Source organism: Serratia sp. Ae19-1 (genome assembly GCF_059801225.1).
The window spans coordinates 40991-56682 of the sequence record NZ_JBCHWD010000012.1; the positions used below are offsets into that span (position 1 = coordinate 40991).

General features: G+C 60.1%; 15 protein-coding genes. 13 read left to right on the forward strand and 2 right to left on the reverse strand.

Features of this window, described 5'->3' with window-relative positions; translation table 11 throughout:
• Positions 1–37: 37 nt before the first annotated feature.
• From fhuC to AAIE04_RS23890, 4 genes are all read left to right on the forward strand, one after another.
• Positions 38–835, forward strand: coding sequence for a Fe3+-hydroxamate ABC transporter ATP-binding protein FhuC (fhuC, locus tag AAIE04_RS23875; protein ID WP_019456057.1), 798 nt, complete (start codon positions 38–40; stop codon positions 833–835).
• Positions 835–1743 (forward strand): Fe(3+)-hydroxamate ABC transporter substrate-binding protein FhuD, encoded by a 909-nt coding sequence (gene fhuD, locus AAIE04_RS23880; protein WP_498577789.1) that lies wholly within the window; start codon positions 835–837, stop codon positions 1741–1743. The genes fhuC and fhuD overlap by 1 nt, the downstream gene beginning before the upstream one ends.
• A complete protein-coding gene (gene fhuB / locus AAIE04_RS23885) occupies positions 1740–3728 on the forward strand; it encodes a Fe(3+)-hydroxamate ABC transporter permease FhuB (RefSeq protein WP_498577790.1) in 1989 nt (662 codons plus the stop codon). The genes fhuD and fhuB overlap by 4 nt, the downstream gene beginning before the upstream one ends.
• A gap of 311 nt (positions 3729–4039) precedes the next feature.
• Positions 4040–4192 carry a Hok/Gef family protein gene (locus tag AAIE04_RS23890; RefSeq protein ID WP_004937610.1) on the forward strand — a complete coding sequence of 51 codons (153 nt, stop codon included), beginning with the start codon at positions 4040–4042 and terminating at the stop codon, positions 4190–4192.
• Positions 4193–4315: 123 nt separating this feature from the next.
• Here the strand turns inward: AAIE04_RS23890 and metK are convergent, their stop codons facing one another.
• Positions 4316–5470, reverse strand: a complete 1155-nt coding sequence (gene metK / locus AAIE04_RS23895) for a methionine adenosyltransferase (RefSeq protein ID WP_019456054.1) — start codon at positions 5468–5470, stop codon at positions 4316–4318.
• Positions 5471–6000: 530 nt separating this feature from the next.
• Here metK and yqgG point away from each other — a divergent pair.
• The 7 genes from yqgG to AAIE04_RS23930 all read left to right on the forward strand — a co-directional run bounded on the left by yqgG (position 6001) and on the right by AAIE04_RS23930 (position 13300).
• Positions 6001–6144, forward strand: a complete 144-nt coding sequence (gene yqgG / locus AAIE04_RS23900) for a small protein YqgG (RefSeq protein WP_464017219.1) — start codon at positions 6001–6003, stop codon at positions 6142–6144.
• Positions 6145–6378: 234 nt separating this feature from the next.
• Positions 6379–8355 carry a biosynthetic arginine decarboxylase gene (gene speA, locus AAIE04_RS23905; protein ID WP_019456053.1) on the forward strand — a complete coding sequence of 659 codons (1977 nt, stop codon included), beginning with the start codon at positions 6379–6381 and terminating at the stop codon, positions 8353–8355.
• 181 nt (positions 8356–8536) lie between these two features.
• The gene (msrB, locus tag AAIE04_RS23910; protein WP_019456052.1) at positions 8537–9037 is read left to right on the forward strand and encodes a peptide-methionine (R)-S-oxide reductase MsrB; all 501 of its coding nucleotides are present in this window, start codon (positions 8537–8539) and stop codon (positions 9035–9037) included.
• Between the two features lie 13 nt (positions 9038–9050).
• Positions 9051–10784: a cytochrome c biogenesis protein DipZ gene (locus AAIE04_RS23915; RefSeq protein WP_498577791.1), complete on the forward strand. Its 1734-nt coding sequence runs from the start codon at positions 9051–9053 to the stop codon at positions 10782–10784.
• Positions 10785–10797: 13 nt separating this feature from the next.
• Entirely contained in the window at positions 10798–11532 is a 735-nt protein-coding gene (gene msrA, locus AAIE04_RS23920) for a peptide-methionine (S)-S-oxide reductase MsrA (RefSeq protein ID WP_498577798.1), read from the forward strand.
• Between the two features lie 361 nt (positions 11533–11893).
• Positions 11894–12814, forward strand: a complete 921-nt coding sequence (speB, locus tag AAIE04_RS23925) for an agmatinase (protein WP_004937606.1) — start codon at positions 11894–11896, stop codon at positions 12812–12814.
• Between the two features lie 333 nt (positions 12815–13147).
• On the forward strand, positions 13148–13300 hold the full coding sequence (locus AAIE04_RS23930; RefSeq protein WP_004937610.1) for a Hok/Gef family protein: 153 nt from the start codon (positions 13148–13150) through the stop codon (positions 13298–13300).
• Between the two features lie 110 nt (positions 13301–13410).
• Here the strand turns inward: AAIE04_RS23930 and AAIE04_RS23935 are convergent, their stop codons facing one another.
• Positions 13411–14652 (reverse strand): MFS transporter, encoded by a 1242-nt coding sequence (locus AAIE04_RS23935; protein WP_211129715.1) that lies wholly within the window; start codon positions 14650–14652, stop codon positions 13411–13413.
• 397 nt (positions 14653–15049) lie between these two features.
• Here AAIE04_RS23935 and AAIE04_RS23940 point away from each other — a divergent pair, with 397 nt between their 5' ends.
• Positions 15050–15367: a non-heme iron oxygenase ferredoxin subunit gene (locus tag AAIE04_RS23940; protein ID WP_004937614.1), complete on the forward strand. Its 318-nt coding sequence runs from the start codon at positions 15050–15052 to the stop codon at positions 15365–15367.
• 2 nt (positions 15368–15369) lie between these two features.
• A complete protein-coding gene (locus tag AAIE04_RS23945) occupies positions 15370–15678 on the forward strand; it encodes a recombinase-like helix-turn-helix domain-containing protein (RefSeq protein ID WP_019456046.1) in 309 nt (102 codons plus the stop codon).
• The last annotated feature ends 14 nt before the right edge of the window (positions 15679–15692 follow it).

Genomic DNA, 15692 nt, shown 5'->3' on the forward strand with positions numbered 1-15692 from the left:
GGGGCGGCGTCGCGTCGCCCCGGACAAAGCAGGATCTATGCAGGACAAACTTCTTAATCCCGGCGCGACCTTCGCGCTGGATAACGCCAGCTTCGCCGTCCCCGGTCGGGTGCTGTTGCAACCGCTGTCGCTCGGTTTTCCCCAGGGCAAAGTCTGCGGCCTGATCGGCCATAACGGTTCCGGTAAATCCACTTTGTTGAAACTGCTCGGGCGGCACCATGCGCCCAGCGACGGCCAGGTCTTGCTCAATCAGCAGCCGTTGGCGCAGTGGGACAGCAAATCTTTCGCCCGCCAGGTGGCCTACCTGCCGCAGCAGTTGCCGGCGGCGGAAGGCATGACGGTGCGCGAGCTGGTGGCCGTCGGCCGTTATCCGTGGCATGGCGCGCTGGGGCGTTTTGGTGCCAACGATCGTCAACAGGTGGAAGAGGCCATCGCGCTGGTGGGCTTGAAGCCGTTCGCCAACCGGCTGGTGGACAGCCTGTCCGGCGGCGAGCGCCAACGCGCCTGGCTGGCGATGATGGTGGCGCAGGACAGCCGCTGCCTGCTGCTCGACGAACCGACCTCGGCGCTGGACATCGCGCACCAGGTCGACGTGTTGGCGCTGATCCAGCGCTTGAGCCGCGAACGCGATCTCACGGTGATCGCCGTGCTGCACGACATCAACATGGCGGCGCGCTACTGTGACCATTTGGTGGCGCTGCGCGGCGGTGAAATGATCGCCCAGGGCGGCCCGCTGGAATTGATGCAGGGGCCGGTGCTGGAGCAAATTTACGGTATTCCTATGGGCACGTTGCCGCACCCGAGCGGCGGCGCGCCGGTGAGTTTTGTCTACTGATGTCTTCTGCATTCACATCTTCTCACGATCCACTGCGCCGCCGTCTGCTGATGGCGTTAGCGTTGTCGCCGCTGTTGGGCTCGTTGCCCGGTCGAGCGGCAGATGCGCCGCCGGATATCGCGCGCGTTGCGGCGCTGGAATGGCTGCCGATCGAGCTGCTGTTGGCATTGGGCGTGACGCCGCTGGCGGTGGCCGATGTCCATAACTACAACCTGTGGGTGGCGGAGCCGAAGCTGCCGGCGACGGTGGTCGACGTCGGGCAGCGCACCGAGCCTAACCTCGAACTGTTGCAGCAGCTCCAGCCTTCGCTGGTGTTGCTGTCGCAAGGCTATGGCCCGACACCGCGAAAAATCCAACCCATCGCGCCAACCATGAGCTTCGGCTTCAACGACGGCAGCGGCAAACCGCTGACCGTGGCCCGCCAGTCGCTGCTGGCGTTGGGGCAGCGGTTGGGCATAGAAAGCCGGGCGGCAAACCACCTGGCGCAGTTCGACAGCTTTATGCAGGACGCACGTCAGCGTCTGCAAAGCTACACCCGGCAACCGCTGCTGTTGTTTTCCCTGATCGACACGCGCCATGCGTTGATCATCGGCCAAAAAAGCCTGTTCCAGGAAGCGATGGATCAACTGGGCATTCGCAATGCCTGGCAGGAGCAAACCGACTTCTGGGGCACGGCGGTGGTGGGGATTGAACGGTTGGCCTCGGTGCGTAACGCCCGGGTCATTTATCTCGACCACGGTAATCAGGCGATGATGGACAAGGTCAGCGCGACGCCGCTGTGGCAGTCGTTGCCCTTCGTGCGGCAAAACCAGCTGCGGCAGGTGCCGGCGGTGTGGTTCTACGGCGCCACGCTGTCGACGATGCGCTTTTGCCGCCTGTTGGCGCAGGCCCAGGAGAGGGCGTCATGAATTCGGGCATCCGGAAATTACCGCTGACGCTGATCCTGCTGTTGCTGGCGGCGTCAGGCGGCCTGACGATATACAACCTGATGCAGCAATTGCCACCGGCGCAATGGGCGCAGGCGCTCAGCGCGCCGGACATCGACGATTTGCGGCAAATGCTGTTCCATTACAGTCTGCTGCCGCGGTTGACGGTGTCGCTGTTGGCCGGCGCCGGTCTGGGGCTGGTCGGCGTCCTGTTCCAGCAGGTGTTGCGCAACCCGTTGGCGGAGCCGTCGACGCTCGGCGTTGCCGCCGGCGCGCAGCTCGGCTTGACCATCGCCACGCTGTGGGTGCTGCCGGGGGGCGAATTCACCCGGCAACTGGCCGCTATGGTGGGGGCGGTCGTGGTGGGAGGACTGGTGTTCGGCGTCGCCTGGGGCAAGCGTATGTCGCCGGTTACGCTGATTCTGGCCGGTCTGGTGCTGGGGCTGTACTGCGGCGCAGTCAACAGCCTGTTGGCGCTGTTTAATTACGATCAGCTGCAGGGCATGTTCCTGTGGGGCACCGGCGCGTTGAACCAACAGGACTGGAGCGCGGTACAGTTTATCCTGCCGCGCTTGCTGGTGGCCGGCGCGCTGGCGGCGCTGTTGCTGCGCCCGCTGACGCTGCTGGGGCTGGACGACGGCGTGGCGCGTAACCTGGGGCTGGGGCTGTCGATGGCGCGCTTCTGCGCTCTCGGGTTGGCCATTATCTTCAGCGCCATGTTGGTGAGCGCGGTGGGCGTTATCGGCTTTATCGGCCTGTTCGCGCCGCTGATGGCGAAGATGCTGGGCGCCCGTCGTCTGGCGCACCGCATGATGCTGGCGCCGCTGCTGGGGGCGCTGTTGCTGTGGTTGACCGATCAGGTGATGCTCGGGGTAACGCAGGTGTGGCGCGAGATCCCGACCGGTGCGGCCACCGCGCTGTTCGGTGCACCGCTGCTGCTGTGGCTGCTGCCGCGTTTGCGCAGCGCCGCCACGCCGCCGCCGATGAACCTCGGCGACAAGGTGCCTGCCGAACGCGGGCATCTGGCGGGCTGGATTGGCCTGGCCGGCGTCGTGTTGCTGATTGGCCTGACGCTGGCGCTGATGCTGGGTAAAAATGCAGGCGGCTGGCACTGGAGCCAGGGGGCGGAACTGGATTCCTTGCTGCCGTGGCGCTGGCCGCGGGTGCTGTCGGCGCTGGCGGCGGGCATGATGCTGGCGGTCGCCGGCACGCTGATCCAGAAATTGACCGGCAACCCGATGGCCAGCCCGGAAGTGTTGGGCATCAGTTCCGGCGCCGCTTTTGGCGTCGTGATGATGTTGTTTATGGTGCCGGGCGACGCCTTCGTTTGGCTGTTGCCCGCCGGCAGTCTGGGGGCGGCCGCGACGCTGCTGATCATCATGATAGCCGCAGGCCGCGGCGGTTTCTCGACCGAACGGATGCTGCTGGCCGGCATCGCGCTCAGCACGGCTTTTACTACCGTCATCTTCCTGCTGCTGGCCAGCGGCGATCCGCGTATGGGGGGCTTGCTGACCTGGCTCTCCGGTTCAACCTATTCGGTGGAGTCGGCGCAGGCGCTGCGCACCGCGCTGATCGCCGCCGGATTGATGATATTGGCGCCGCTGTGCCGCCGCTGGCTGACCATTCTGCCGCTCGGCGGCGCTACCGCTCGTTCGGTGGGGATCGCCTTGACGCCTGCGCGATTGACCATCCTTTTGCTGGCCGCCACGCTGACCGCTGTGGCGACCCTGACCGTGGGGCCGCTGAGCTTTGTCGGGTTGATGGCGCCGCATATGGCGCGCATGCTGGGATTCCGCCGCGCGCTGCCGCAGATGGTGATCGCCGCGCTGTTGGGCGGTTTGCTGATGGTATTTGCCGACTGGTGCGGGCGGATGCTGTTGTTCCCGTATCAGATCCCCGCCGGGTTACTGGCGACCTTTATCGGCGCGCCGTACTTCGTTTACCTGTTACGCAAGCAGACGTCATAGAGCGCGTCCCTGAGTGCTTTTTCTGCCATCAAGGGCCCAGCGACGCTGGGCCTTTTTTATATTTTCAAGCTATAGCAATACCTTGCGTGCCATTGCGCAAAAAAGACATTTAGCCTGAAAAGGAACGCGGGAAGGAAGGGGAAGGTGAATATACTGCGCGTGGGTGCTCTGGATCTTTGTCTCTGGAGCCCGTGCGAAAGAGACAAAGAGAAAAGCCCCGAGTCGATATCCATCAACCCGAGGCATACTCTAACGCACGACAACGTTAAGTTAGCCTCTTACCCGCCGCGAGGCAAGGAGAAGAAGGCATGATGCCGAACAAACGGAGCCTGTTAAAATTGGTGGTTATTTGTGCCACGGTAATATCACTGGCATGGATAACCCGCAGCACGCTGTGTGAGCTGCGTATCCGATCGGGCACTACGGAGGTTGCGGCCATTTTGGCTTACGAATCCGAACGGTAAGGCAACCCGGCGGCGGGGGTTTTGCCTCCGCCGGCCGGCAGTCGATGCGTTGATCCATGAGCACCCATCCGTTCAAAAAAAACGGCGAGCCAAGGCTCGCCGTTTTCATGTTGATACCGGAGCTTATTTCAGGCCGGCGGCATCGCGCAGCAATTCAGCTTTGTCGGTCGCTTCCCACGGGAAGTGCTCGCGGCCGAAGTGGCCGTAGGCGGCGGTTTCGCGGTAGATCGGCTGCAGCAGATCCATCATCTGGATCAGGCCGTATGGGCGCAGATCGAAGAATTCACGCACCAGCAGCGTCAGCTGTTCGGTTGGCACTTTCTCGGTACCGAAGGTTTCCACCATGATGGAAGTCGGTTCCGCTACGCCGATAGCGTAAGACACCTGGATCTCGCAACGATCGGCCAGGCCGGCGGCGACGATGTTTTTCGCCACGTAGCGCGCCGCGTAAGCGGCCGAACGGTCAACCTTGGACGGATCCTTACCTGAGAAGGCGCCGCCGCCGTGGCGCGCCATGCCGCCGTAGGTGTCGACGATGATCTTACGGCCGGTCAGGCCGCAATCGCCCATCGGGCCGCCGATAACGAAACGGCCGGTCGGGTTGATGTGGTATTTGGTGCCCGCCGTCAGCCATTCCGCCGGCAGTACCGGCTTGATGATCTCTTCCATCACCGCTTCCTGCAGATCTTTCAGCGAGATGTCTTCGGAGTGCTGGGTGGACAGAACCACGGCGTCGATGCCGACAATTTTGCCGTCGTCGTACTGGAAGGTCACCTGGCTCTTCGCGTCCGGGCGCAGCCACGGCAGGGTGCCGTTTTTACGCACTTCGGACTGGCGCTGCACCAGACGGTGCGCGTAGGTGACAGGCGCTGGCATCAGCACGTCGGTTTCGTTGGTGGCGTAGCCAAACATCAAGCCCTGATCGCCGGCACCCTGCTCGAGAGGATCGGTACGGTCAACACCCTGATTGATATCCGGGGATTGTTTGCCGATGGCGCTCAATACTGCGCAGGAGTTGGCGTCAAAGCCCATGTCCGAATGAACGTAGCCGATTTCGCGCACGGTCTGGCGGGTGATCTCTTCGATATCGACCCAGGCGCTGGTGGTGATTTCACCGCCGACCAGCACCATACCGGTTTTCACGTAGGTTTCGCAGGCGACGCGCGCTTTTGGATCCTGCTCCAGGATGGCGTCGAGGACGGCATCGGAGATCTGATCGGCGATTTTATCGGGATGTCCTTCGGAGACGGATTCGGACGTGAATAGGTGTTTAGCCATTGTGTTCTTTACCTTGCATAAGACGGGTTAGAAATTACTGCACAGCGCTGGAGATCCGGCATCGAAGCGAAGGGTCTTCCGCTGATGGCGCGAGATGCATCCTGCAACGCCCCTCAGGCAAAGCCGTTAAGCAGTTTATCAGTTAACCAGTATAGATGGATTAACATCTGGACGTCTATTTTAGGTCAGGGTTTAGCCAGATTGCCAGTAATTTTTTGCGCTTTCGCTCTTTTGCGCAAACCGGTTGGCGCCATTTTCATCGCTTGAAACAGTTTTCGGCGAATTTTCATTTTGCTTTTTCACCTGCTTACCGGTATAAACTGCGCGCGCGGTTCATTTGCTGCACAGTACGGCGATCTGACGTGGGGAAGGTGCGATAAACTTCCGCTTTGCATTCGCCGGCGTTGCGCTATTATCCGTCGCAGGCGTTCGCCGTGAGCGCCGCCGCTTCATCGAACGGTCACGTTCTTACACTATTTTAGAGGCTTGGTCGTTCACTCCGAACGACGCGCGTGGAGGTGGTTGGATTAATGATCCGTTGTCTACCGGTTGTTGGTTCCCAACAGCAGTGCCGTTCTGGCGCACATTCTTCTGCTATTTCCCGTCTTGTCTCTCTGTCACTTACCAGGTGCGATAAACACTTGGCCGCTACTCAGGATTCTCGGGCCGGCTAACGGTCGTCTGAAGAACTGAACAAGGGTAGCCTGCAGCCTTCCTGTGGGATGTTTCTTGGCCCGATTCACGAGGTTTGAACAGGGTGTCTTACAATTATATGAGTGATAAACCGATCGCTGACCGCGAACGGCAGTTCTCTTCGCTGCCGCCAGCGCGGCTTGTTGGGTTGTTCTCGCGGGTTGTAGCTGCGATAGTGGCTGACGGTTTCGTCAGTACGGAATGTGAGGCGAACCATGTCTGATGATCTGTTGATTCACCGCCCGCCGGTTGCGGGCGAGTCTTTATCTTTGCGCTCCATGCAGGAGGTTGCCATGAATGATCGTAATGCCAGCAAGATGCTGCGCACTTATAACGTCGCCTACTGGGGCAACAATTACTATGACGTGAACGAGCTGGGCCATATCAGCGTGTGCCCGGATCCGGATGTCCCACAGGCGCGTGTCGATCTGGCAGAACTGGTGAAAGAGCGCCAGAAAGACGGCCAGCGTCTGCCGGCGCTGTTCTGCTTCCCGCAGATCCTTCAGCATCGCTTGCGTTCGATCAACGCCGCGTTCAAACGCGCGCGTGAGTCCTTCGGTTACCAGGGCGGCTATTTCCTGGTGTACCCGATCAAGGTGAACCAACATCGCCGCGTGATTGAGTCGCTGGTGAACTCCGGCGAACCGCTGGGGCTGGAAGCCGGCTCCAAGGCCGAGCTGATGGCGGTGCTGGCGCATGCCGGCATGACCCGCTCGGTGATTGTCTGTAACGGCTATAAAGATCGTGAATACATTCGCCTGGCGCTGATCGGGGAAAAACTGGGGCACAAGGTGTACCTGGTGATCGAGAAGATGTCCGAGATCAACCTGGTGCTGGAAGAGGCCGAACGGTTGAACGTCATACCGCGTCTGGGCGTGCGGGCGCGCCTGGCATCGCAAGGCTCCGGCAAATGGCAGTCGAGCGGCGGCGAAAAATCCAAGTTCGGTCTGGCGGCGGTGCAGGTGCTGAAGCTGGTGGAGACCCTGCGTGAAGCGGGCCGTCTCGACAGCCTGCAGCTGCTGCACTTCCACCTGGGCTCGCAACTGGCCAACATCCGCGATATCGCCACCGGCGTGCGCGAATCGGCGCGCTTCTACGTTGAGCTGCACAAATTGGGCGTCAACATTCAGTGCTTCGACGTGGGCGGCGGTTTGGGCGTCGACTACGAAGGCACTCGTTCACAGTCCGACTGCTCGGTGAACTACGGGCTGAACGAATACGCCAACAACGTGATTTGGGGCATCGGCGACGCCTGTAACGAACACGGCCTGCCGCACCCGACGGTGATCACCGAGTCTGGCCGCGCGGTAACCGCGCACCACACGGTGCTGGTCTCCAACGTGATCGGCGTTGAGCGCAACGAGTTCAGCGAACCGCTGCCGCCGGAAGCCGACGCGCCGCGCGCGTTGGAAAGCATGTGGGAAACCTGGCTGGAAATGAACGAGCCGGAGAACCGCCGCTCGCTGCGCGAATGGCTGCACGACAGCCAGATGGATCTGCACGACGTGCATACCCAGTATGCGCACGGCATGCTGGATCTGACCAAGCGCGCCTGGGCCGAACAGCTGTATCTGAACATCTGCAACAAGATTCAGCAGCAGCTCGATCCGAGCAACCGCGCGCACCGCCCGATCATCGACGAACTGCAAGAGCGTATGGCCGACAAGTTCTACGTCAACTTCTCGCTGTTCCAGTCGATGCCGGATGCCTGGGGTATCGATCAGCTGTTCCCGGTGCTGCCGCTGGAAGGGTTGGATAAGCCGCCGGAAGGCCGCGCGGTGCTGCTCGACATCACCTGCGACTCCGACGGCACCATCGACCATTACGTCGACGGCGACGGCGTGGCGACCACCATGCCGATGCCGCCGTACGATCCGGAGAACCCGCCTGCGTTGGGCTTCTTTATGGTCGGCGCGTACCAGGAGATCCTCGGCAACATGCACAACCTGTTTGGCGACACCGCCTCGGTTGACGTGTACGTGTTCCCGGACGGCAGCGTTGAGACCGAGCTGTCCGACGAGGGCGACACCGTGGCGGATATGCTGGAGTATGTGCAGCTCGATCCGAGCGCGCTGTTGTCCAAGTTCCGCGATCAGGTGAAAGAAACCGATCTGGACGGCGAGCTGCAGGCGCAGTTCCTGGAAGAGTTTGAAGCTGGTCTGTACGGCTACACGTATCTGGAAGACGAGTAATTTCGTAAGGAAAAAACGGGCGCTGGCGAAGCGCCCGTTTTTTTTCAACGCGTACCCTTCACACCGCCCCTCCCCGCTAATCAGTTATCACAAATTTGTTAACTTCCCGTGAGGACTTGGTCAACACTTTCTTTATAGGTTGTCTTTATCGGCTTTGCAGTAGTTGGATGCGGAGAAGGTCATGATGATCAACAGACGGCGATTTATTCTGGCCGGCGGCGGTTTATCCGCGCTGCTGGCGTTGGGATGGCGGCCTTTGCTGCAAGCGAATGCGGGGGCGCCGGAGCAATTTGCAGTCAATTACAGCGACCAACAGTGGCGTCAGCGCCTGACCGGCGCGCAATATCATATTCTGCGCGAACAGGGGACCGAAGCGCCCTATAGCAGCCCATTGAACGACGAACACCGCGCAGGGATATTCTCGTGCGCCGGATGTGGCCTGCCGCTGTTTTCTTCTGATACCAAGTTTGACAGCCACACCGGTTGGCCGAGCTTTTATCGGCCCCTCGAGCACGCCGTCGCCCAGCGTCGAGATCTCTCGTTTGGCATGGTGCGAGATGAGGTGCACTGCCGGCGCTGCGGTGGGCATTTGGGGCACGTATTCGACGACGGCCCACCACCGACCGGGCTGCGTTACTGCATGAACGGGGCTGCCTTACAATTTACGCCGCGGGCGGCATAGCGGAGAGAACGATATGTGGATCCTGATACTGGCTTACTTAGGCGGCATTTTGACCATCGCCAGCCCGTGCATTTTGCCGGTGCTGCCGTTCGTTTTTGCACGCGCAGACCGTCCGTTCTTGCGTTCCGGTTTGCCGTTGTTGGTTGGCATGGCGCTGACCTTCGCTTTGTTCGCCACGCTGGCTGCCGTCGGCGGGGGCTGGGTGGTCGCCGTCAATCAATATGGCCGCTGGCTGGCGCTGTTTCTGATGGCGCTGTTTGGCGTTACGCTGCTGTTTCCAGCGCTTTCCGAACGCGTAATGCGACCGTTGGTCTCCGCCGGTAATCGGTTATCGGATCGGGTTGCGGCGGACAAACAGAATTCAGTGGGTTCATCGTTGCTGTTGGGCGTTGCCACCGGCTTGCTTTGGGCGCCCTGCGCCGGGCCGATCCTGGGCCTGGTGCTCACCGGCGCGGCGCTGCAGGGCGCCAATGTCGGTTCGACGTTGCTGCTGTTGGCCTATGCCGCCGGCGCCGCTACGTCGCTGGCGTTGGCGCTGTTGATCGGCGGCAAGGTCTTTAGCGCCATGAAGCGTTCGCTGGGCGCCGGCGAATGGATACGCCGCGGTTTGGGAGTGGCCATGTTACTCGGCGTGGCGGCGATTGCATTCGGCCTGGACACCGGCGTGCTGGCGCGGATTTCCACCGCATCTGGCGGCGGTATCGAGCAGCGGCTGGTGCAGGCGTTTAACCCGGCGAGCCGACCGGCGGCGCTGCAAACGACGGCCGACGCCGCTCCGGCGCTGGCCGAACTGGGGGAAATGCCTTCGCTGTCGGGGGCGGTGCAGTGGCTGAACTCACCGCCGCTGCAGGCCGAAGCGCTGCGCGGCAAGGTGGTGCTGGTAGACTTTTGGACCTACTCCTGCATCAACTGTCTGCGTTCTCTGCCTTACGTGAAAGCCTGGGCGGAAAAATACCGTGACCAGGGGCTAGTGGTGATCGGCGTACATGCCCCGGAGTTTGCCTTCGAAAGAGATGTCGCTAACGTTGCTAAAGAGGCTAAAAAACTCGGTATCGACTATCCGATAGCCATCGATAACAACTATCGCATTTGGCAGGCGTTCAACAACCAGTATTGGCCTGCGCACTATTTCATCGACGTCAACGGGCGCATACGCTACCAACATTTTGGTGAAGGCGATTATGCGCAGTCTGAGCGCGTAATTCAGACGTTGTTGAGACTGGCGGGAGGAAAAGACACCAGCACCGCTATCAGTCAGGTGCATGGGCAGGGCGTGGAGCAGGCCGCCAGCCGCCAGACGGATATCTCGCCGGAAACCTACCTGGGATATCAACGTGCCGAAAACTTCGCTTCGGCGCCTGCCGTTCAGGATAGCGCCGCTGACTATGCGGCCTCGCCCCTGTTGTCGCTGAACCACTGGGCGCTGGCGGGCAATTGGACCATCGGGGCAGAACGCGCCACGCTGAACACGCCTGACGGGCGTATCGTCTATCGCTTTCACGCTCGCGATCTGCATTTGGTGCTGGGCCCAGCCGCGACGGGGCAGCCGATCGCGTTCAAAGTCACGTTGGATGGCAAAGCGCCGGGTGAAATGCATGGTGTCGATGTGGCGCCGGATGGCAGTGGCGTGATAACCGATCAACGGCTTTACCAACTGATTCGTCAAACCGACGGGGCGGGAGAGCATACCTTCAGCATTGAATTCGAGCGGGCCGGTGTGTCGGCCTATGCTTTCACCTTCGGCTAATCCAGGGGGCAGAATGAAACGCGCAAACAGGTTTAACTCGCTGCTGAGCGCTTGCACCGTCGCCGGCGCGATGGCCCTAAGCGGCATGATCCTTTGGCAGGGAAATGCGTGGGCGCTGGGCGGTGAGGCGGCGGCGGTAACGCTGCCCGCTCCGGCGATAGATGAACCCGCAAATGCCTCGCACAGTGAAACCGCCATTTTCGCCGGTGGCTGCTTTTGGGGCGTACAGGGGGTTTTTCAGCATGTGAAAGGCGTGACCGGTGCGGTTTCTGGTTATGCCGGCGGGGCAGCGAAAACGGCGAATTATGACAACGTCAGCACAGGAATGACCGGTCACGCAGAATCTGTGGCGGTGACCTTTGATCCGACGCAGGTTTCCTATGGCGCGCTATTGCAGATATTTTTCTCGGTGGTGCACGATCCTACCGAACTCAATCGGCAGGGGCCGGATAGCGGCACCCAGTACCGCTCGGCTATCTTTCCGCAAAGTGCCGCACAACAGCGGATCGCCAGCGCTTATCTGGCCCAGCTGCAGGCAAGCCGCAGTTTTGAGCGGCCGTTGATGACCCGTATCGAAAGCAACGCTCACTTCTATTCGGCGGAAGCGTATCACCAGAATTTTTTAACCGATCACCCCGATGCGCCTTATATTCGGATTAACGACCTGCCGAAAATCAAGCAGCTTGAGCAGCGTTTCCCGACCCGCTACCGCCCACAGCCGGTGTTGGTCAACGTAAACGCGCGATGAGCATCTGCAGTTGGACGGCGTTCTTCTGTACTTGCTAAACTTGCTAACGACGAGCGGCCAGGATCATTTGCGTGCTTGAAGCGCGGACAAAATACGGTGATAATCCGCCTTATCGGCAATACCGAAACAAACATCGAATTACCCGTCATACTTGAAGTTGCCTCTGTGTTGGCGGCGTGCGTTCATCCCAGTCACTTACTTGAGTAAGTTCTTGGGGATTCCCGCCCTGGCCTTCTTGATGCAACTCCAATTATCCAGGGTATCAATCCCTTCCTCGTCGGGCTAACGACGCGGGAGGGATTTTTTTTTGTAACGGCCCGGCATCTGCGCCCGGCAACTTGTTGAACTACGAGGGTTTACTATGAGCACCTTAGGCCATCAGTCCGATAATTCATTAGTGTCCAACGCCTTTGGTTTCCTGCGCTTTCCGCTGAACTTCATGCCTTACGACAGCGATGCAGAGTGGGTCATCACCGGCATTCCGTTTGACATGGCGACCTCCGGTCGCGCCGGTGGCCGTCACGGCCCGGCGGCTATTCGTCAGGTATCCACCAACCTGGCCTGGGAAGGCAACCGCTGGCCGTGGAGCTTCGATCTGCGCGATCGTCTGAACGTGGTTGACTGCGGCGACATCGTGTTCAACTTCGGCGATGCGCAGGACATGAGCGACAAGCTGCAGGCGCACGCGGAGAAACTGCTGAAGGCCGGTAAGCGCATGCTCTCGTTCGGTGGCGACCACTTCGTCACCCTGCCGCTGCTGCGCGCGCACGCCAAGCATTTCGGCAAACTGGCGCTGGTACACTTCGACGCCCATACCGATACCTACGCCAACGGCAGCAAGTTCGATCACGGCACCATGTTCTACCATGCGCCGAACGAAGGCCTGATCGATCCGCATCACTCAGTACAGATCGGCATTCGCACCGAGTTCGACCATGACAACGGCTTCACCGTGCTGGACGCCGCGCAGGTGAACGATCGCAGCGTGGACGACCTGCTGACGCAGATCAAAGGCATCGTCGGCGATATGCCGGTGTACCTGACCTTCGACATCGACTGCCTGGATCCGGCGTTTGCACCGGGCACCGGCACGCCGGTGATCGGCGGCCTGACTTCCGATCGTGCGCTGAAACTGGTGCGCGGCATGCAGTCGCTGAACATCGTCGGCATGGACGTGGTAGAAGTGGCGCCGGCCTATGACCAGTCCGAGATCACCGCGCTGGCCGCGGCGACCCTGGGCCTGGAGATGCTGTACCTGCAGGCGGCGAAGAAACACGCCTGACGCCAGGACACTCCTCGCTAAAAAAGCGGCTCCCATCGTATGGGGCCGCTTTTTTTATTTCATTTGTCGCCCTCCGCACTGCGATTTTCAGCCTGTTGCAACGCCTTTGCGCAATTCTGCGCAGAAATGAAACTGAGTCAGTAAAAAGAAACGGGGGCAACGGAGAGGATGAATATACTGCGCGCGGGTGCTCTGGATCTTTGTATCTGGAGCCTGCGTGAAAGGTACAAAGAGAAAAGCCCCGAGTGATATCCACAACCCGAGGCCTACTCTAACGCCCAACAACGTTAAGTTAGCCTCTTACCCGCCGCGAGGCAAGGAGAAGAAGGCATGATGCCGAACAAACGGAGCCTGTTAAAATTGGTGGTTATTTGTGCCACGGTAATATCGCTGGCATGGATAACCCGCAGCACACTGTGTGAGCTGCGGATCCGATCGGGCACTACGGAGGTTGCGGCCATTTTGGCTTACGAATCCGAACGGTAAGGCAACCCGGCGGCGGGGGATATCCCCCGTCTGCTGGTTGTTGGCGTCCAGATCCCTGAGCACCCACTTAAAGCATTCGGTTTTCCGCTACGCAGGAGAGGGGAACGGGGTTATGCCCGCTTCATCTGCCGCGCCAGCAACATGCGGCCAAACAGTGCGCCGCCTGCCAGCAGCGTCAGCAGCTGCGAGGCGATCAGCACCGCAAAGCCTGAAGACACCTTACCCTGGCTGGCCATCACCATGCCCATCGCCATCGGCACAAACGCCGAGAACAGATTGCCGATGCCGTTGATCAGCCCATAGGCGCTGCCGACCGCCTCCGGCCGCGCATAATGTTGCAGTAGGGTCGGGATCGCCGCGCCTTGCGCGCCCCAACAGGCATTGGCCGCCAGCAGGAAGAAGGCGATCCAACCAAGCTGATGGCTGCTCATCACGCCATAGATGCACAGCGCGGTCGCCGCGCCGCCGCAGACGAAGATCAGCGGAGCCTGATAAGGGCGGATACGATCGAGCAACACGCCACCGAGATATTTGGAGGCGATGCTGACAATGAAAGGCAGCGCGGCCATCCAGCCCATCTGCTTGATGGAGAAGCCCTTTTCATCGGTCAGATACGCCGGCAGCCAGGAGCTGGAGCCCCATAGATAGCTGAGCGTGGCGATCTCGATCAGCAGGATCCAGCCGAGCATCGGCGTGCGCCAGGCCAGCGCAAAGGTGTGCCAGACGCGGCCCAGCACCGGCTGCGGATCGGTGGGGCGCGAGGATGAAGACCGGGCGAGGGGATGAACGAACAGCCGCACCAGTGCCAGCCCCAGCAGCAGGTTGAGCAGCGCCAGCAGGTGAAACGACATCGCCCAGCCGAAATGCGCCATCAAAAAACTCACCAGCGGAAAGCCGAGCACCAGCCCCAACGAAACGCCCAGCGCGCTGACCGCGTTGGGCTTGCCGCGCTCGTCGGCGGCGAAATGATCGCTGATGTACATGGTCTTCAGCGAGAACAGCGGCCCTTCGCTGACGCCAAGCAGCGCGCGCACCACGCACAGCAGCATCAGCGATCCCGCCAGCGGCGAGGCGGCGGTGAGCAGCGCCCACAGCACCACGCTCAGCGTCAGCGCGCGGCGGTAACCCATCAATGTTTCCAGAAACGGCGTCAACAGCATGGCGGACAGGCCGTAGCCGAGTAAAAACACCGTCATCAGCGTGCCCTGATGGGCGCGGTCGCCGCCGAGTTGGAAGTGTTGCAGGAAGTCAGGATTGACCAACATCACGGCGATATTGACCCGATCGGCATAGGCGATAACGATCAGAAACAGCAGGGCGATCACCCCAAACCAGCGTTGACGTTGTTGCACGGCGCGTTCCTCAGTGTGAGCGGTTGACGAATTCAGGCAGCAGTAAACTTACCCGCGGAGTCCATTGCGCAGAAACGCGGGGGGTCAGGCTAAGTTATGTAAATTTATTGTTATCAAATAGAGGTGAGAGACAGTGAGAGAACACTTTTACGCGCAATACGTCGCCGGAATCAATGCAATTTTTGCCATAAATTAGCGGGGGAGCGCACAACTGACATAGGTTTTTCATATCGGTGCATTATTTCGTGATCTTTCCCGCATTTGTCATTTTTAAACAACCTTTCATTAACATTTGCCGTTCCGCTCGCTTGACGAAAGTTTCGCCAGACTTATAGTGACTGTATTAAATAAGAAACTGAGTTTCATATATGAAACAATCAGATAGAGGACAAAAGCAATGAGCTGGAAGAATGTGTGCGAAGTGTCTCAGGTGAAAGAAGATTTTCCTTTCTCCGGCAAAGTGGAAGGAAAAGAGATCGGGGTTTACCTGCTCGACGGTAACTACTACGCGCTGGAAGACGTCTGCCCGCATGCTTATGCCTTGCTCAGCCAAGGGTTTGTAGATGACGGCAAGGTTGAGTGTCCGTTGCACGAAGCGCTGTTTGACGTGCGCACCGGCCAATGTCTGCGCGAGCCGGGCGGCCGCGATCTGCAAACCTATCCCACCCGGGTGGTCGACAACCAAATCCAGATCACCTTTATCGCGGAGGAGTAATCATGCAGCACATCACCGATTTCAATCCCTGGCTGCCGGACACCCAACAGGTGACGCCGGCCCGCGAAGGCGGCAACGGTCAAATTCATCAGCCGGGCCAGTTCCGCAACGTGGTTTGGCAAAACCGCGCCCGCGTGCCGGACGGTTTCGAAACCGCGCTGGTGGCGGCGCTGGAAACGATCTTCGATCAGGGAGCGGAGGAGCTGGAGCAGATCGTCAGCGCGTTGAATCAGCGCCGTCTGTTCGATCGCAGCGGCCAGCCGTGGAATGAGGCGACGTTCCGCGAATTCCTTCACGTTAACGGTTTCTGAGCGACACCCGGGAG